Raw genomic sequence first — 19,102 nt, 5'->3', positions numbered from 1 at the left:
ATTTATGGAGCGCAAAACAATATCAAATTACTTTCTAAAACACTTCCAAAAGATAAAGTGAAAAAAATTGTATCAGATTCTATTGAGTAAGGAACCGCCTTACTTAAAAAAAAGGTTAAGTAACCCAATCTAGGAGGAGCCATTAATGAAAAAGGAATTACATACAGTTAAAGAAATAGCAGTTAAAGCAGTTAAAGGATTCGGATTTGTTGCAGTGTTATCTGTTGGATTAGTTGGTTGTAGTAGTGAAGAACCAGTTAAGAAGGAAGAGACTAAACAGTCCCAAGAAGTTAAGAAAGAAGTTAAAGAATCAGAAGAAGTGGATAAACAACAGGAAGAAGCTAAACAACAACAAGAAGCAGAAGTAAAAAAAGCTGAAGCGGAAAAAGCTAAACAACAACAAGAAGCAGAAGTAAAAAAAGCTGAAGCGGAAAAAGTTAAACAACAACAAGAAGCAGAAGCAAAGAAAGCTGAAGCGGAAAAAGCTAAACAACAAGAAGCAGAAGCAAAGAAAGCTGAAACGGAAAAAGCTAAACAACAACAAGAAGACGTAAAAACAAGTGCTATTGTTTTAGATGATTCATTGAATATTCATAAATCAAAAGTAGCTGTAATTGTTGGATATATTGAAGACGAATTTACACGTGCAGATTTAAAAGACTCAGCTTGGAGACAAGGTATGCACGCCAATTTAGCTAGCCTTAAAAGATTAGTTGTTGATATGCCTAATGGGGGTGTAGCTGAAGGTAAGCAAAATGATTATAACCGTTATTACAACATCATGGAAAAGCTTTATTACTGCTCACAAACATTATCTGAAAACATTTCGAATGGAAACCAAGAATTGTTTGAACGTGCTAAAACTAACTTTATTGATGTAGCTGAAAACCAATTCAAACCATTGGGTAAATAATGATTATTTTACTAATTGTAGAATTCTAATTTATATATTTTAATGTTGTCTTTACTTACTGAGCGAGGTGATTTGTTAACGCTTGAAAGATTTCTATGAATAACAATATGTTTATCGATACAGTATTCAAGGTTTGTGCCGTAATTTGTAGTTATTAATTCAGTTATATAGTCGCTAATAAATGAAAAAACAACACGATACTTATCGAATTCTTCCTTTTTGTATTTTCTATCGTCCTCATAGGTTTGAATTATAAGGAAGAAATGAGGTTTTATAGTGGGAAAAGCACTATTTAATGTAATTGGAATAACACTGGGATTCTGTGTATTTATTACTGCGTGTTCAAAATTAGATACTATGCCTTCTAAATCTAATGAATCAAAAAGTGAAGTAGTTGAAAAGGAAATTAGCAAAAAAGAAATAAAAAAAGAGGATACCAAGACATATGAATCGTTATTTGCTACAAATGCCCCGTTAATGATTCAGGAAGGAACAGGTAAATACGCAAAGGAAAGAGCACACTCATCAGAAGAAATTAATGAACTTAATCAGGAATTGATGAAATTACCAAAAGATTTAAGTGCAGAACAAATATATGTACAATTACTAAATCTACAGGCGCAAAGTTATAAAGAAGCTGTAAGTAAACTGGAGGGAATTATCCCTGAATTAGCTATTAAAGAACAAAATAATGACAATGTACATTCTATAAAACCAAAAGATAAATCCCTGAATGTGGAGATCTTACTTGATGCAAGCGGTAGTATGGCTAGTAAAGTTAATGGTCAAATTAAAATGGAATCTGCTAAGAAAGCTATTTACAACTATCTTGATAAGATTCCGGATAATGAAAATGATAAAAGCTTATCCTGTGGATCCTCGGAGGTAATGTACCCATTACAGCCTTATAATAAGGAACAATTTAATGCTGCTTTATCTAAGTTTGGTCCGAAGGGGTGGACGCCGTTAGCATCAGCTATAGATTCTGTAAATGATGATTTTAAAGAGGATACCGGTGATGAAAACCTAAATGTAGTATATATTGTGAGTGATGGAGAAGAGACTTGTGGGGGATATCCAGTTAATGCTGCCAAAAACCTCAATCAATCCAATACTCATGCAGTTGTAAATATTATTGGATTTGATGTGAAAAATAGTGAGCAACAGCAATTAAAGAATACTGCAGAAGCAGGAAAAGGGAATTATGCGACAGTAAGTAATGCCGATGAATTATATCAAACTCTTAATAAAGAGTATGAAAAACTATATAAAGAATGGGAAAATTGGAAGATTGATCAATACTTCAGTCTGAATACGCAGTGGGCAGAGTTATTTATGAATATTAAAAAGGCTCATATGGAAATTAATGATGTAATTAATAAAGAACACTATAATTTAAAGAATAATATTTCTTACTTTTAAGTGAGAAATAAATCATTGATAATCATAAAAAGCTCAGTCTTGAAAAAATTATTAAGCTTCGATTTGAAACACTAACTAGTTATTATAATGATAGAGAAAAGGAGTTAATAAATCTTATAACTGAAAAAGAAAAGAACATGAAACAACAATTGGAGCAATCTAAACCATAATGAAAAGATGTTAAAATATAAATGGTTGATAATTTATCATTTTCCATTGGGTGGGAGTTCTGCGGTAGAACATTATTTAAGTAAGTTTAATTTTTTGCTAGAGGAGGAAATTCTTTGTCTTTTATGAATAAGATACTTAGAGGTTCAACCCTGGTTATAGTTTGGGTATTTATGCTTGCATTTTTGATTTATGGTGATAAGTTTCTTGGATTGGGTCTTTCAAAGTTAAGTGTGGGTGTCGAATCTCTATTACTACTAACGTTGCTTTTCGCTCTTTTGATTACTATACCCAAATTAAGAAGTGACTTTGCAGGTTATTTCTTTTTGAGTAATAAAAAACGTTTAACTATTGGACTACCAATATTGTTAGCGCTAGGAATGCAAGTTGCGTTTAATTTTGCGCGTTTTATCCCAACGTGGATGGGGGGCGAAATGATAGGGGGTGGATCAGCACAGTTTAATACGTCTGAAGTTTTAAGCGAGATGGGAGAACGTATTTTGGTTAGTATCATTGTCCCGTTTAATGAGGAATTTGTATACAGATATGTACCTTATGCAGCGCTATTATGGTTGGCTAATGATGCGAAAGAGTATTCTAATGTGTCAAATAAATTGTATTTTAATTTATTTGTAGAAAAAAACACTAAATATGTTTGGGTATGGATATTGTCTACAAGTTTTGTGTTTGCAATCATACATGAGCCTGGTGTATTGAATTTCTCATTCTATTTTATCCCTGGGATTGTATATGCTTTGCTGTTCTTAAGATATGGTCTCTTTTCGGCTATATTAGCTCATAGTTCGTATAATTTATTTTCAGGAATTATATTTGAGATGGTGAAGCGTATATTATAAATTATTAATTACAATCCAAATAAAACACTATGAAGAGTTCTTTTTATTTGGTTTTATCATTTGTTTTTTTCAAAAAAATTGGGCCGAAGCAATGAAGTTAGGTAGGAGATTAACCGCTCGTAAAAGCCTAATGGGTTCAGCTGAATATATTAACTTAAAGACACGAGAGTACAATTTAATGTAATAAAAAAGAGCCATATATGATGCTATGGCTCTTTTTAAGTATTAAAACGTTTCTCCATGTTCTCTCATTACGTAATGGATAGAGCTATCTTGTACTTTTGGTGCAAATGTTTCTCCGTGTTCAGCATTTTGTATTGTGTTATTGGAAGTAAAGCTAAAACCAAAAACGGCTACTAATCCTAGAGTGATACCTAAAGTTTGAATTACTTTCTTCATTATTTTAGTGCCTCCTTTTTACGTAGTTTTTCTTCGGCTTCGTGTGACTTAAAGAAATATTGGTTTGCTTTATCTTGATGGTTAGATGAGTAGAATTTTAAAGCCAATTGTTTAGAATAGTCATGAACGAACCCTAATAAACCTTCTTGTTCAAAGTACTCAATTCCTTCTGTGATTATATTTTCGGACTTTTCTGTGGATTCTTTCGAGTTTAGTGCGCTTAATATTAAGAAGTGGTGTTTATATTCCGTGTTATTGATACAATCACATGCATCTAACCCAGTTTTAATAAATTTTAATGACTCTTCTGTATTTCCAAGTTTGTAATTTTCTCTTGCAATAAGGAAAATTGCTTTATAACTCCTTTCTGGAGTATCAATAGCTGTTGTTAGGTTTCGGATAGCTGCTTCTGAAAGATTCTGTTCAGCATATAGAAAACCTAAATTATGTCTAATTTTAAGGCCTAACATGGTGTTGTGTTTTTTTGTAACGATATCTAAAGCTTTAATAAAATATTCTTCCGCATATTCATATTGTTTAAGTGATGTACATGTTAATCCAAGGATATTATTACAAGCTGCTATATTAAGTTCATATCCTGTTTCAGGTTCGAAGAATTTTAAAGCGCGATTTGCATACTTAACTGCTTCTAAAGGTTGTCTTACCTGATAGTAAAAGGCTGCTGCTTTATAATAGAATTCAGCTTTCTCAATCTCATCAGGGATATTTGCGATTAATTGTTTGGCTTTATCGAAATGCTCACCGGCTTTTTTATATTCTCCAATTTCTGTGTTATGAATTGCCTTAAAGAAGTTGTAGTAGTAATTTAAAAGTTCTTCACTTGGTTTATTAAAATCTTCAATTTTTTCAAGAGATTTTTTAGAGCCTTCATAATCCTTGTTTAACATATTATGTCTAAACTCTAATAAAGAGTAATATAAACGCACGTTATGGTTTTCTTCAATTTTATCAATCTTATTTTTTATTTCTCCAAATAAATGAGTTGATTTTTCATGATCAAGTTCGCGAATAGAGTCATGCCAGTTACTTAAAAGCTCTTTAATTTCACTTAATGTTACTGTTGCTGCTCCCATATAAAACCCTCCTATTATATATTGTGTAATTTCTCATTATTGTATCAGAATTGTTAATATTTGGGCATCTAGAAAAATATTTCTCAACAATATTTTATTGCCTTCTTCAGAAAAAATTATTGTTTTCGAGTTTTTCAGACTGCAACATACATGAATAAACTTGAAAAATTTTTTATAAAGATAATTGGACCCTTAGCAGAATAATTAAATGTGAGCTAATTTTGAAATTTACGCCTGGTTCTTTTTAAGAATTGAGAATAGGTTGATATTATTTTACCGGTACTTAGTTTCGTAGATTTATTTGTATATATTTAAAGTGAAGGACAAGTTACTTTTATTCACCTGTTAAGTAAAGGTTTTTTATCTTTATAGTTTAAAGGGGGGATCTGTAGAAAAGTGAATCCGGTTTGGTTTGCGATTCTTATGATAGTTATAGCTATAATTTTGGTTCTGGTGCAAAAACTTCAGGGCAATTGCAAGTAATCTCTAAATCTAGGACATACTGATACTATTACTCTAAAAAAGGTGTGTAATCGGTATGGAAAAGGAAAAATTGTTCAAATGGAAGCACTATCAGCTTGATATTATCTTATTAACGGTACAATCTAAGTTTTCGTGATTTGGTAGAAATGATGGAGGAACGAGGTTTGTCTATTGCTCACACCACCATTATGCGTTGGGTGCATCAATATGGACCTGAATTAGACGAAAGAGTACGACGTCATCTTAAGACGACAAATGATTCCTGGAGAGTCGATGAAACATTTGTGAAAGTAATAGGTCAATGGATGTATTTATATCGGGCAGTCGATTCAGAGGGGAATACAATTGATTTTTATCTAAGTAAATCAAGAGATAAACAAGCAGCCAAGCGTTTTTTTAAGAAAGCCTTGGCTGCTTCTCATATTTGTAAACCTCGTGTTATAACAGTAGACAAGAACCCAGCCTATCCCATAGTGATTCAAGAGTTAAAAGAAGAGAAACGTATGTCTGAAGGCATACAAATAAGGCAAGTTAAATATCTCAATAATATAGTAGAACAGGATCACCGTTTCATTAAGAAACGTGTGCGTTTTATGTTAGGATTCAAGTCGTATGAAACAGCCACTTCTATATTGAGTGGTGTTGAAGCCATGCATATGCTGAAAAAAGGACAACTTCACCCACAGGTGAAGTCTGCCCAAAATGAAGTTAGATTCATACATAAATTGTTTGGAATTGGATCATAATCTGTCATTGAACAGTCCATGTAGGTTCTATGTCTCTATCAAATGGTTTTTGTACCAGAACCGAATCATTAGTATCACAAAAGCCATCAAGCAATGATAATTGCATGATGGCTTTTGTTATTTTCTTATTTCTTTGTCGCATTGACCCATGTAACAATATCCTGGATAACATACGCAGGAACATTGGAAGGGATTTCATATTCACTAGGATGACTTAATTCCCCGTCCCCCTCCGTGAAGAAGTGATTCAATTTCGGATATTCTTTGAACTGAACATTACTGCGGCTTGAAAGCCCTTCTTGCCATTTTGTATATTCATCTTTTACTGTTACTTGATAATCGCGTGCGCCTTGCAGAATCAGTAATGGTTCTTTTCGTGATGCTGCTTCCTCAACTGGGCGCCAACGAGTCACATCATACATGAAATGTGGAGAAAGATAATTATAACCAGCTGGTGGATGATCTGGATCAAAAGTTGGATCCTCAATATAGGCAAATTGTTTTTTTAGTTCATTAATATATTCCTTTGGTGCCCCGAGGTACTGATACTGATCAAGGAGTATGTCAGTAAAAGGACGCGCAGGTGGTGCCATTAAAATACTCCCTCTCACAAGTGATGAAGGTGCTTTGTTTAATATACGTGGCATCGTGCCAGCTCCTTGACTATGTCCGAGAATGAAAATGTTAGCAGGGTCAATGCCTTCCTGTTGTGCTGCTGATTTTGCTGCATATATGGCATCATCTGTAGTATCACGGTCTAACGTAGCAGGTTCTGCACTCATTTTAAAACCGTGTTCTGAAGAACGTTTCTCGTAACGTAACACTGCGATACCGCTTGATGAAAGACCAGCTGCAAGGTCTCTAAAGATTTTAGCTCCCATAAATGTACTGTCACGATCATGCGGCCCAGAACCGTGAACAAGAACAATAACAGGCACTTTTTCGCCAATTTTATGTTTTGGAACCGTTAATGTGGCTGGTAACGGGTATGTAGCATTTCCAATTACGATTTCGCGTTCTTGGTAGGAATCAGGTTGGTCATAGCTAGGATGCGGGATGGTATAAGACTTCTCTGGCGTCGTCCTTACACCAACTTCATCAACTTTGCCGCCAGGCGTGAATTTAAGGAGTAATGGAATAGTAGTTCCTTCGATAGCTCCTGGAACTTCAACCGTTTGATGGACCAAGTTTCGTTCTTTTATAAAAGGTGTTCCGATGCTTGTAATCCCGCTCCCGCCACTTTGTGTCCACCAGCTTTGTAATATGTTTGCCGTAAACTTGGATTGAAAAGCAGCAGACGTCAATTGAAGTGCCTCTGCATATTTACCTTGCTGGAGATATTCAAAAAATAAAGACGTACGCTCCGTTAAAGAGACTTGTTTCTTTTCTACAGTTTGTGACCCTTGTGTATCCGCGTGAATCGTTGTTGTAAGCGGAAAAGAAGAAACTCCTAAAGAAAAGAGTAGGGTTAAAGAAAGTGCTGATTTTTGTAACTTCTTTTTTTTCATCCTGTTTAACCTCCAAAATGTAATGGTATGAAATGGGGATGGTAATTAGTGGAATGTTTCCCTATTGGGGTTTCGGTACATGTATGGGGGAATCCTGCATACATATCATAAAAAGTCCGTTTGAAAGAGTAGAGGAGTTAAGCAATGGATTTATACATAAACCTTGGTTAAATCATAGAAATCAATAGTTTTTCAAACAATTATTCCAATCTTGTTATGATGTAAGGGAAGAAAATCAAGAAGAGAGGGAGGCATACGATGAGGAAATGTTTATGGTTCATCTCTACATTGTGCATGATTTTAGGATTGGTAACAGGGTGTAGTAGCAAAGATGACACTGGAATTTCCATTACAAGAAATGTAGCTGAGATAGACCAGCAGAAAGGAAGCGAAACAAAACAAAATAAGAGAGAACAGGATAGTTATGAGGCAGCGTCTGTACCTATAAAAAAAGAAGAGTATTGAAGTATCCAGAATTGGTCGAGCAGGGGATGAAACCAGTACCTGGGGAGAGTAAGAAACAAAATGTAAATAAAATCAACTACTTTCACTTATAGCATAGGGATATAGGATTACAGTTATATACAGGTTATCATTCACGAATTGACACTCCCACGGCTAAAGCCACAAGCTGACTAACGTCAGTGGGATTCTTGCTACCAAAGGCGAAGTCTATTTCTAGTATCGCTGACGTGCAAGATTGCGGTGTGCCATCACCACGCCGTATCCAGTGCATATAGCAGATACGGCACTCATTCTATTACCAAACGAGTCAGATTGTGAGTTCTCAAATGTGTTTTAGCGTCTTGTGCTTGACGACTCAATACATTTTACGGAGTAGAAGAATTTTTTACTCCAACCTCATATGTATTCTGTTTTCAGAGAACAAGATTGTTTTAGAGACTTTTACTTGTCTATTATGAAAATTATACCATTTCAAATTCTTGATGTGCAGAACGTACCTTCGGTATTTTATCTGTACATCGCATTTGACCTCACTCTCATCCCACCCCTAAAGTGGGTGCTATCGCACCGTAGTGGGCTTTCCCGTTCGGAAAATCTGTAAAAAAGAGATCTAATAAATAGGTCTTTTTTTACTTTCGAAAAAAATTAAATAAAAACCATTCTCTATTCCTCACCAATAAGCACACTAAAATAAAGGTTCTGTTGCAAATATATAATGAAGAACAAGAATAACAATGGATTCCTAGTGGAATCTTTCCTTATACTATAAGATCAAATGCTTGATGAATGAAATTATTCTGATTTTGGACAGACTGGTTTTCTAAATCAATCTGCCCCTTTTTAATCATATGCGTAGCTTTGATCCCACTCAGTATAGAGGCGGCTGTTTGATATGATTTAAACCCTAACATACAACGTACCCGTTTCTTAATAAAACGATGATCCTACTCCACGATATTGTTCAGATATTTTATTTGTCTCGCTCGGGTGCCTATTGGCATCTTTTTTTCGTTTTTCAACGGTTGAATCGATACTGGATAGGCTGGATTTTTATCTACTGTTATTACACGGGGGATGATAACATGTGAAAAAGCCAAGGTTTTTTTAAGAAACGCTTGGCTGCTTTGGTATTTCTCGTTGTACTAAGGAAAAATCAATGGTATTCCCATCTGAATCGACTGCACGATACAAATACATCCATTGTCCTATTACTTTGATGTACGTTTCATCCACTCTCCATGAGTTATTCGTTTGTTTGAGGTGACGTCGAATTCGCTTATCCAGTTCCGGACTATATTGATGTACCCAACGCATAATGGTTGTATGAGCTATGGATAAGCCTCGTTCCTCCATCATTTCCTCCAAATCACGGAAACTTAGGTTGTACCGTAGGTACCATCTCACGGTTAATAAAATAATATCCGGTTGATACTGTTTCCACTTGAATAGATTTTTCTTTTCCAAACTGATCACGTCCTTTTTAGAGTACTAGTATCAGTATGTCCAAGTTTTATAGATTTCTTGCACCAGAACCGGGTATGGGTATAATTTCCTGTTTGATATTTGTTTTGTTTAAAATGTGGTTCGTATAGGAAGCGAATAAGCTTCCTATACGAACCACATTACATATTAATAATTTAGAGGATTTCAAAAATAAAGAGGTGGTTTTTAAATGTATAATGAGTCAATATATTATCCTTATATAAATTATGATCAATACTTCGATCGTCAATTCCCTGGTCCTCAGATTCCAGGTATACCTGGAATGCCAGGTTTTCCGGGTGTACCAGGTTTTCCGGGTGCACCAGGTTTTCCGGGTGCACCAGGCTTTCCGGGTGAACCAAGTTTTCCGGGACAGCAAAGCTCACAAGCTCCAACATCTCCCCCCCCATCATTTATTCCTCAACAATCAACAGCTTCACCATTTGCTGTTGACCCAGGAGCAATTTCATTATGTTTATTTCGAAATACTTATATATGGCTTAGTAATGGTGAACAATTTTGGTATTTCCCAATTTTTGTAGGACCAAGGTCTGTTGCTGGTTTTAGATGGAACGGTAGGTTTTGGGTTATTTTTGGAATTGATACGAGAAGGATTATTTCATTTACATGTTTTTAAAAATTATAGAGTAACGATAGAGGTTTAATTATATAAACAAAAGAGGTATTTGAATGAAAAAATTTCAATCATTTGATGGTACAATAACTATGATTAACGATTTTGTAACAGGGTCAAACGAAGATATAGGATGTAATAAATTAATGTCCGTAGATAATGGTTATGGAAATCTAATAAATTTTGTAGTGAAACCAAATACGTATCTTATCGACTATGCAACGGTAGTAGTAGGAGATAAAGTAACTGGGTTTTACGATGCCAACGCTCCTGCTCCTCTTATTTTCCCACCACAATTTCAAGCGATTGTTATGGCAAAATATACACCGCATCAAAATGTAAAAGTAGACTATTTTAATGAACAGTTGGAGAGTAGTGATGGAAAATTAAAATTAAATATTTCTCCTTCTACTCAAATTTTATTAACAAATGGTCAATTCTTTACAGGTAATCTTGTAAATCGAAATTTAATAGTTATTTATAGCTTTACAACAATGAGTATACCAGCTCAAACTACACCATATAAAATCATTGTTTTGTGTCAAAAGTGATTTCTATTCTAAAGGGTCTCTCGGTTTATCAAACTACAATCCATTGTAGAATCAAAAATTTTAGCCATCTTATTGACCAGGTTCATAGGCATGTCAAGAGACGTTTTGCCACATCTGCAGGATTTCAAAATCTTCGTCATGCTTCACGTACGATAAAAGGTATCGAGACTATTCATGCCCTATATAAACAAAGGCGAAGTCTTCAAAGAGACTCCGCCTTTTCAATGTACAATAGTATTCCTTTCTAAATATGAAGATATAAGTATCATAAATACATCAATATCATGAAGATACAGGAACCTAATATGTAATATTGCATATTAATAAATTTATATGAATATATATAACATGAAAATCACTATAACGAACATGCAGGTTTCCTTTTTTATTTGTTATTTTTATCAGTAAAGTAGACCACATATCAGCTTCAGATACTTGTTTTATGATACAAGTAATCAAACAAAAGGAGGGCCATACAACATAATTACACCATTATTAACAGGGCACTCTTTTAAGTACAGGAGATTATTAGCAGGTGGAGAAAATGTTGAAGATGTACAGAAAGATAAACATATTCCATATGAAAAAAATGAATTGCAGCAAACTCTAGAAAAGTACGATTCGAAGGAGTTTGGGTTATAAAAAGAAAATAGATAAATTGACAAGAGAAAAGCACTTTGTGTATATCACAGGTGTTTTTTATTTTCATTTTGATATAGGGCTTGAATTAAATTCCCATGTTTTTTTGCAGCCATTCAATAATGAATATGTACATATTCATTATTGAAATTAGTAATAATAAAATGTATTATTGAAAAGCACTATTTATAATTCAAGTAATCAAGGCTATGTATCCATAATAATTTGAACATTCAGAAATTATAATATTATCATGAAAATGAGGTGAGGTTAATAGAAACAGTACATATTAAATGGTATGGATTGTATAGTTTAAATGATTTTTATAATAGAGAAGAAGCTTTTAAGAAGGGAATATTTGCAATCTCTAGAGTATATGCTAAGAATGAAACATTGATCTATATAGGAAAAACCAAAAGAAGCTTTATACAAAAGATAAGGGAACTTAATAAAGATTGGATTTTTGATGAAAGCGAATTAAAGATTACATTAGGAATAATAGAGTCTCCTAGTGGTGAAAGTTACTCTGAAAAAAAGGTAAAAGAGATAAAATCCCTTTTGATTTTACGACATACCCCAGTAGAAAACAACACATCTTTATTGTACCATAGAGGGCAGTTTAATTTGAAAATTATAAATAAGGGAAGAAGGGGCTTAATTGTTAAAAAGATTTCTACAGGAGATCTAATGTGGACGTAATTGGAATCACCTTTGAATAAAATTGAAGGTTTCTTACAAACAGATGCTTATCAATTTTTAATGTATTAAAATATTTTTGAATAACATATGTCAGATGCTTGAAACAACACAAATTTTATTATGATATGAAATCTTGTATGGGAATTGTAATTCATTTCCATTGTTTAATGAAAATATTAAGAATTATAAGGATAATGCATAAAGATTAGAAGAGAAAATAAACTCGGAGGTTTAAAAAATGGGACAAGGAAGCAGGTTTCAAGAAAAACAACAAAATCGTCGTAAAAAGGTGATTTTTAATATTGCATTTACTTTGGTATTAGTGACAGTTGGTATAGTGACATACCAGTTGTTTTCCCCTTCTGATACATCAAAGAAAGCAATTGCTCAAGAAAAGAAAGCAACAAAGATAGAAGAGGAGAAACATAAAGAGAAAGAAGCAGCGCAGTTAGAAGAGAAGAAACGTGAAGTGAAAGAAGCAGCGCAGTTAGAAGAGAAGGAACGTGAGAAGAGAGAAGCAGCACTGTTAGAAGAGAAGAAACGTGAAGAGAGAGAAGCAGCACTGTTAGAAGAGAAACAAAAAGCAGAAAAATCGGTAAAAACGAGCGAAAATGAAAATAAAGAGGGAGAAAAAACGGCATCTCAAGAAAAGGGTTCTCAAACTAATCCTTCTTGGAAGCCAATTGGTACAGAGCAAGGAGCAAAACCTACAATGAAATTTAAAGAAGGAACAGTAGATTGGAATGAGATGAAAAAAGCAATTTCTTATGCTGCTGATGTTCCAGAGGGTCAATTGATTTTTGATTTTATTGGAAATAATGGTGAAAATAAAGCCTACGGTAATGTACGAGATAAGCAAAGTAATAAAAAATATAAGGTTGATATTGATTGGGTAGAGAATCAGGGCTGGAAACCAGTATCTGTTCAAGTGGTAAAATAAATAAGCAAAATGTAAATGCTATCCTCTCTTGTTGTGAGCGACTAAGCTATTAAGTGATGATATAGAAGTTCATATAGTAGAGATTCCAAAGTTGATGCAGCAATGGCGCGAAGAGAAAGTCAATCCGAGGGAAGATTCGTTTGTTCGTTGGTTATTATTATTACCTGCGAATGAAGATGAACATCTCACACAAACATTGGAGGATATTGCCATGAACCGAGATCCGATTTTACAAAAAGCAATGAATAAATGGGAACGTATGAGTCAAGATTCTTCTTTCCGTCAAGCATATGAAGCAAGAGAAAAGGCCTTAATGGATGAGGCAGCAAAATTTGCTCATGCAGAACAACAAGGAATTAAAAAGGGAATTGAACAAGGGGTTGAGCAAGGAAAGATGCAACTCATTCGAGGTATGCATAAAAATGGTGTGTCTGTAGAAGACATTGCAAAGCTTACAGGATTACCAGAAATTGAAATACAGCGATTTTTGCAGAGCTAGTTCTTAGAGAAAGCATTTTATCTAATAAAATGCTTTCTCTAACTCTGCCTGAAAAGAAGATGAGATGTCTCAATCTTCTTTTTCTATTTTTAAGGGATACGGAAACAGCACTATCAAGCTAATGAAAACGAAATAATCCAAGACCGAAAAAAATGGGAGTATCTCATTTTTTTCGGTTTCTGACAGAAGACTCCTTCCTCAAAAATATAAAGGTGTGAAACACTAATTTTAGGTGGGAGATGAATATCAGTAGGCTTAAGCCTACGTTTTTTTTTATATTGTAGATATCCTATAAAAAGGTGAGGTGCACCCTATGTTAGTAAGTAAGGCATATAAATTTCATATCTGCCTAAATAAGAAACAAGAAATATTAATTGCTAAAACCATTGGTTGCAATCGCTTTGTATTCAAAACATGAAATTAATTAGCTAAATTCTTCTCTAAATAAAAGACCACTGATTTTTTAAACCGGTGGTCTTAAGTTTATATACTATTCATTTGTATAAGTGTCATATTTTTCTAGTGTCTTTAAATGATTTTTGTAATAGAAGCTTCTTATCTTTCTTATTCAAATGTTCCCTTCACTATCGGAACTTTATTTTCTACCATAAACTTGCCTTTTGCAATGACGCTGTGAATGTCCAACGTTTCTTTTTCCAACAATACGATGTCAGCATCCTTCCCGGTTTGGATACAGCCCTTACTTGAAAGTTTCAGCAATTGTGCGGGATTCGTGGTAATGACTTCTAGTGCCGTTTCTAACGGAATACCTTCCACTAAAACAGATTCTCGTACTTCGTGAAATAGCGAAGATACTTTTCCGACTTGAAGGCCTGCATACTCCCCATTGTTGTCAAAGAAGGGGAGGCTGGCCTGTCCATCTGAGGAGAAGGTGATGTGTCCGACTGGGACCCCATCTTCAAGCATTATACGTAATGCCTCACTGCATTTCACTTCCCCGTCCTCCAAAAATTGAGGAGTAGTACTCGTGGTAAAGTCTACGTAACCGCCTCGCTTTGCGTAATCAATACCCGCCCTGAATAATTCTTCGTTTCGGTTTATATGTGTTGGATGGAAGTGCCGAATCGGAATGTTGGTTTTATCTGCAATTTCATGTAACAATGAAAGTTTTCCTTCTCCGTCCCCTACATGAACTTCTATTATGCCAGCTTTTCCTGACAGAATACCGCCATTGCGTGCGGCAGTGGCGACTTTAACTATTTCCTCAAATGTAGGTTCTGATGATCTATGGTCGGAGATAGCAATCTCTCCAACACCGATAATTTTGTCAATTAAAATAATATCATCTTCGATTTTTCCCGTCAGCGTTTTTACTGGCACTTGATAGGAGCCTGTGTGAATGAAACAAGAAACTCCCTCTTCTTCAAGTGCCCGCGCCTTGGCAAGCAGACTTTCCATTTTACGTGTTGTCCCGTCAGTACCGAGTAAACCGACTAATGTTGTAATACCCGCAGTTGTAATATCAGTAAGCATCAGCTCAGGTGTGCGGGTTTTGAATCCGCCTTCTCCGCCTCCACCAATAATATGAACGTGTGAATCGATAAATCCTGGAACAACCAAAAGATTTGCCGCATCAATGACTAGAATAGGAGCAAAGTTGTTAGGAATTGCGATTGTATCATCTATGAATGCGATTTTATCATCTGCAATTAATATGTCTTTCCGTCCTAGGTAGTTGGGTGCGTATACTTCTCCATTTTTTATTAAGGTAATCAATTCTTTTCTCCTCCTGTCAATACTTTTCGTTTTATATCAGAATGGACCATATCCTATGAAGTGAGCTATGATAACAGCTACTAATCCGATGAGATAGTGAATGAATACAAGTGGCAGAATCCACTTTGCCCACTTTGTCCAAGAAATTCCTGCAATCGCCAAGCCTGCCATTAAGGTCGTAGCGGTCGGAAAAATCATATTTCCGATTCCGTCAGCAAAAGAAAACGATAACACTGCAGTTTGGCGTGTAATACCCAATAAGTCTGCAAGTGGCACCATAATCGGCATTGTCAGCATCGCATGACCAGTGCCAGATGCTAGAACAAAATGAATAAGAGCTTGGAAATTGTACATGCCAACAACGCTTAAATAGTCCGGAATATGCTTGATTGATACAGATAATTGATGCAGCATAGGGTCAACGATATGCCCCTCATTCAATACAACAAGAATGGCACGCGATACACCGATAATCAAAGCACCACCGAGCAAGGATGCAGAGCCGTTGATAAAGGAGTTAACAATCTGATCTGCAGATAGTTTTCCGATGATCCCAATCGTTATTGTCAATAAAAGGAATAAAGATGAAATTTCTGTAATGTACCATTGGAATTTGATTACACCAAACGCCAAAACGATATAATTAATTACAAAAGCTCCTAAGATGAACTTATGTCTTGTTGTTAACTTTCCACTTGATTGCAGTAGTTTTTCCGCGTCTTCTTTTGTATACTTTCCGTAGATTCCTATAGAAGGATTTTTCTTTACCTTCATTGCGTAACGATAGATATAAAGAACTGAAACAAGGTAGATGATAACAAATAAAATAAGACGAAACACTATGCCTGAGAACATCGGTAATTCTGCGATTCCTTGTGCAAGCCCTACTGTGAAAGGATTCATGATGGCAGTTGTAAACCCTGACAATGCTCCTACTATGACAATAGCAGTTCCTGTAATTGCATCAAATCCCAGAGCCAACGCCAGCGGAATGATAAGAGGAAGATAAGCTAGTGTTTCTTCCGCCATCCCCATTAAAGAGCCACCTACAGCGAAAAATAGCGTCACGACAGGAATTAATAGTTTTTCACGCGTCGCCAACTTCCTAGCCATTGTAGCGATAAGCACATCAACCGTACCAGTTGCTCTTAAGACACCAAAAAATCCTCCGATAATCAATAAGAAAAATATAATATTGCCGGCTTCTACCATTCCTGTATGAACAGCTTTTATCATATCGAAAAATCCGACCGGAGCAGATTCTATTGATTTAAAAGAATTTGGGTCTACAGTAGTCCGGTTATTCACTTCAATCCGTGCATATTCTCCGGTCGGTAAAAAATAAGTTAATAGAGTCGCTGTTACGAGAATGCCGAATAGCAATACAAAAACATTAATTTTTTTCTCTTTTTTTCCAAGTGAAACAGCCTGTTCTTGTAGTTGGCTCATATGTGTTCCTCCTTTGTATTTAAAATAAATGGATTGAAATAGAACGCTTACAAAAATACCGCTAATAGACCATGTTCTTTTCTCGTATTCTGCTGTTTCCCTCCTTTTCATAACCTCGGACACTTCATTAATTTATATATGCAATATGTGTGCCAATATTGATAGTGTGATTTTTAAGGAGATTTTTATGGCAAGAGTAGAGATTTTGGTTTTTATTGTCCTTTTTTGGCGATATAATAGAACCAATTTAAATATAGGCAGGTGTCTTAATGTTAAAATCCTCACTTACACTTATAGCTGGAAGCTCAAAAACAACGCAAGCCTTACAGGAGCAACTAGAACAATTGCTTGGAGACTATGTTTATATTAAAAGCCATGCTGCGGATGAGGGAATACCGCAGTCTCTTGAAGATACAATTATTTTGTATTCATCAGCTTCTGTTTATGATCAAACAAATGGTATGTATAGCGTGAATGCTGAGAAAATAATTGTGGGAAAGAGAACAGTTCATCATGAATACATTGATAAACTTTTAAGAATACCTGAAGATTCATCAGTTCTAGTGGTGAATGATAATGATGATGCAACAATAAATCTTATTGAATCCTTATATCAACTTGGTATAAATCATATTCAATTTATCCCTTTTCGGAAGGGGGTATTGTTTTATGATGATGTTCGAATTGCTGTTTCGCCAGGAGAAACACATCTGTGCCCTTCTTACATAAAAGAAGTAATTGATATAGGTGTACGTCTTTTTGATATGACAACAATTCTGGAAGTTGTAGAATGTTGTGGTTTGAGCAAGGATATATCCTCGAAGATTTCAGAAAGGTATATTAGCAATATCATTGAATTACAACGTAAGTTATTACATGCAGAGCGGGATGCTAAGCAGATGAGTGAGCACATCCAAAATGTGTTAGGAACTGTCGATGATGGAATATTAGTCGTTAACCAGGAAGGGCGGATTACGGTATTCAATGAACGTCTTACGGCATTGTTTCATATTGTGGCGCAAGATGTGGTTAATGAGTATGTAGAACATGTGATGAGTCGTCGGGATATTACCGATTTCATCATGAATGGAAAGGATGAAAGCAAATTCTTCGACATAGATGGCGTGGATGTCGTAATTTTTCGTTTGCAAATGATGCAAGAAAATACAATTGTCGCAACTTTTAAGAGTGTACATCAAGCCTTTGAAATTGAAAAAACAGCGCAAAGAGAAATGCGTAATAAAGGATTTCATACAAAATACGGATTTGAGGATATTATCGGCGAACATATTGTAATGAAAGAGCGTAAGCGAATCGCCAAGAAACTTGCCTTATCGGAACATCCGATTTTAATTCAGGGTGAAACAGGGACAGGAAAAGAACTGTTTGCCCATGCTATTCATGAGCATTCATTGCGAAAAAACGGACCGTTTCTGGCTGTAAATTGTAGCGCATTAACAGAGAGCCTGCTTGAAAGTGAATTGTTTGGTTACGAAGAAGGGACATTTACAGGAGCACAAAAGGGGGGCAAGAAAGGTCTGTTTGAATTAGCGGATAACGGAACTATCTTTTTGGATGAAATCGGGGACATAAGTCTTACTGTTCAATTACATCTGCTGCGCGTTCTGCAGGAGGGTGAAATCCGCAGAATCGGTGGTGTAAGAATTATACCTGTTAATGTTCGAGTGATTACCGCAACAAATAAAGATCTTCAAGGAAAGATAAGGGCCGGTTCATTCAAAGTCGATTTATTTTACCGGTTGAATGTACTTAATCTCTGCATTCCACCACTCATTGAGAGAAGAGCGGATATACCAATTTTGATTAAGCATTTCATCACAAAGAGCGGAAAATGGGTAAAGATAGAACAAGATGTGCTGGAGTATTTCATGCAATATGAATGGCCTGGAAATATACGAGAATTAAAAAGTACAATTGATTATATGCTGACAATTTGTGAGGGAAATGTCGTGACGAAAGGAGATCTTCCGTCCATGCTGGGACAAGAGGGGGGCAGCGTGAAATCCGAATATTCCGTATGTGGAAGTATACTGGAAATGAAGGAGCATGTTTTTATCTTGGAAGTAATCAAGCAATGTAACGAAAAAGGAAAGGCGGCAAGCAGAGATCTGCTTTCAAGTAAAAGCAAAGAATCAGACTTTGCTTTATCCCCACAGCAAATCCGTCGCCGCCTGGATATTTTAGAAAGTGAAGGATTTGTCGTAAAAGGAAGAGGGCGAGCCGGTACAAAGATTACTGATACCGGAATAGAGTATCTGTATTTTCTTAAATCAAAGTATGCTGTGTATTGTTAAAGAAATCATTCCTATATTTTGATTGTGAATGGAAATGATATAATTAGCCATTACAGATTTTGGTGCAAACTTTGCAAGTAATCCCCTAATGTAGTTTTCGAA

15 protein-coding genes and 5 pseudogenes are annotated in these 19,102 nt (G+C 35.3%); 14 read left to right on the top strand and 6 right to left on the bottom strand.

The annotated features are described in order from the left end of the window. Positions 1-145 precede the first annotated feature (145 nt). The 3 genes from ABH957_RS15215 to ABH957_RS15205 all read left to right on the top strand — a co-directional run bounded on the left by ABH957_RS15215 (position 146) and on the right by ABH957_RS15205 (position 3,360). Positions 146-913: a hypothetical protein gene (locus ABH957_RS15215; protein WP_404511551.1), complete on the top strand. Its 768-nt coding sequence runs from the start codon at positions 146-148 to the stop codon at positions 911-913. 276 nt (positions 914-1,189) lie between these two features. Further along, positions 1,190-2,335, top strand: a complete 1,146-nt coding sequence (locus ABH957_RS15210) for a vWA domain-containing protein (RefSeq protein WP_404511549.1) — start codon at positions 1,190-1,192, stop codon at positions 2,333-2,335. A 293-nt stretch (positions 2,336-2,628) separates the two neighbouring features. Next, the gene (locus ABH957_RS15205; RefSeq protein ID WP_404511784.1) at positions 2,629-3,360 is read left to right on the top strand and encodes a CPBP family intramembrane glutamic endopeptidase; all 732 of its coding nucleotides are present in this window, start codon (positions 2,629-2,631) and stop codon (positions 3,358-3,360) included. Between the two features lie 225 nt (positions 3,361-3,585). Here the strand turns inward: ABH957_RS15205 and ABH957_RS15200 are convergent, their stop codons facing one another. Next, positions 3,586-3,759 (bottom strand): hypothetical protein, encoded by a 174-nt coding sequence (locus ABH957_RS15200; protein WP_404511547.1) that lies wholly within the window; start codon positions 3,757-3,759, stop codon positions 3,586-3,588. After that, on the bottom strand, positions 3,759-4,853 hold the full coding sequence (locus tag ABH957_RS15195) for a response regulator aspartate phosphatase (protein WP_404511545.1): 1,095 nt from the start codon (positions 4,851-4,853) through the stop codon (positions 3,759-3,761). Before ABH957_RS15195 ends, ABH957_RS15200 begins: the two co-directional genes overlap by 1 nt. 538 nt (positions 4,854-5,391) lie before the next feature. Between ABH957_RS15195 and ABH957_RS15190 the strand changes: the two are divergent. After that, positions 5,392-6,082: pseudogene (locus ABH957_RS15190) on the top strand (IS6 family transposase). Positions 6,083-6,207: 125 nt separating this feature from the next. Here ABH957_RS15190 and ABH957_RS15185 read toward each other — a convergent pair. Beyond that, positions 6,208-7,590, bottom strand: a complete 1,383-nt coding sequence (locus tag ABH957_RS15185; protein WP_404511543.1) for an alpha/beta hydrolase family protein — start codon at positions 7,588-7,590, stop codon at positions 6,208-6,210. A 258-nt stretch (positions 7,591-7,848) separates the two neighbouring features. Between ABH957_RS15185 and ABH957_RS15180 the strand changes: the two genes are divergently transcribed. After that, on the top strand, positions 7,849-8,055 hold the full coding sequence (locus tag ABH957_RS15180) for a hypothetical protein (RefSeq protein ID WP_404511541.1): 207 nt from the start codon (positions 7,849-7,851) through the stop codon (positions 8,053-8,055). Positions 8,056-8,813: 758 nt separating this feature from the next. Here the strand turns inward: ABH957_RS15180 and ABH957_RS15175 are convergent. After that, positions 8,814-9,519 (bottom strand): annotated as a pseudogene (locus ABH957_RS15175) (IS6 family transposase). 208 nt (positions 9,520-9,727) lie between these two features. Between ABH957_RS15175 and ABH957_RS15170 the strand changes: the two are divergent. From ABH957_RS15170 to ABH957_RS15135, 8 genes and pseudogenes are all read left to right on the top strand, one after another. Then, complete coding sequence (locus ABH957_RS15170) at positions 9,728-10,174, top strand: collagen-like triple helix repeat-containing protein (RefSeq protein WP_404511539.1); 447 nt, start codon at positions 9,728-9,730, stop codon at positions 10,172-10,174. A 53-nt stretch (positions 10,175-10,227) separates the two neighbouring features. Next, entirely contained in the window at positions 10,228-10,722 is a 495-nt protein-coding gene (locus ABH957_RS15165) for a hypothetical protein (RefSeq protein WP_404511537.1), read from the top strand. 8 nt (positions 10,723-10,730) lie between these two features. Then, a pseudogene (locus ABH957_RS15160) lies at positions 10,731-10,970 on the top strand (DDE-type integrase/transposase/recombinase); the annotation flags it as partial. Between the two features lie 187 nt (positions 10,971-11,157). Beyond that, entirely contained in the window at positions 11,158-11,364 is a 207-nt protein-coding gene (locus ABH957_RS15155) for a histidine kinase (RefSeq protein WP_404511801.1), read from the top strand. Positions 11,365-11,625: 261 nt separating this feature from the next. After that, positions 11,626-12,060: a hypothetical protein gene (locus tag ABH957_RS15150; RefSeq protein ID WP_002013690.1), complete on the top strand. Its 435-nt coding sequence runs from the start codon at positions 11,626-11,628 to the stop codon at positions 12,058-12,060. 238 nt (positions 12,061-12,298) lie between these two features. Then, positions 12,299-13,000: a YrrS family protein gene (locus tag ABH957_RS15145; RefSeq protein WP_404511535.1), complete on the top strand. Its 702-nt coding sequence runs from the start codon at positions 12,299-12,301 to the stop codon at positions 12,998-13,000. A 43-nt stretch (positions 13,001-13,043) separates the two neighbouring features. Continuing rightward, positions 13,044-13,499 (top strand): annotated as a pseudogene (locus ABH957_RS15140) (Rpn family recombination-promoting nuclease/putative transposase); the annotation flags it as partial. A 313-nt stretch (positions 13,500-13,812) separates the two neighbouring features. Beyond that, positions 13,813-13,908: pseudogene (locus tag ABH957_RS15135) on the top strand (helix-turn-helix domain-containing protein); the annotation flags it as partial. A 155-nt stretch (positions 13,909-14,063) separates the two neighbouring features. On the opposite strand, the gene iadA reads toward ABH957_RS15135, so the two are convergent. Then, positions 14,064-15,236, bottom strand: a complete 1,173-nt coding sequence (iadA, locus tag ABH957_RS15130; protein WP_404511533.1) for a beta-aspartyl-peptidase — start codon at positions 15,234-15,236, stop codon at positions 14,064-14,066. A gap of 36 nt (positions 15,237-15,272) precedes the next feature. Continuing rightward, positions 15,273-16,685, bottom strand: a complete 1,413-nt coding sequence (locus ABH957_RS15125) for a YfcC family protein (protein WP_404446771.1) — start codon at positions 16,683-16,685, stop codon at positions 15,273-15,275. A 269-nt stretch (positions 16,686-16,954) separates the two neighbouring features. On the opposite strand from ABH957_RS15125, the gene ABH957_RS15120 reads away from it, so the two are divergent. After that, positions 16,955-19,000: a sigma 54-interacting transcriptional regulator gene (locus ABH957_RS15120; protein WP_404511531.1), complete on the top strand. Its 2,046-nt coding sequence runs from the start codon at positions 16,955-16,957 to the stop codon at positions 18,998-19,000. The last annotated feature ends 102 nt before the right edge of the window (positions 19,001-19,102 follow it).

This window comes from Bacillus sp. RC242 (assembly GCF_044908245.1).
GTDB classification, from domain to species: domain Bacteria; phylum Bacillota; class Bacilli; order Bacillales; family Bacillaceae_G; genus Bacillus_A; species Bacillus_A mycoides.
This window is presented reverse-complemented; position numbering and strand designations above follow the sequence as displayed.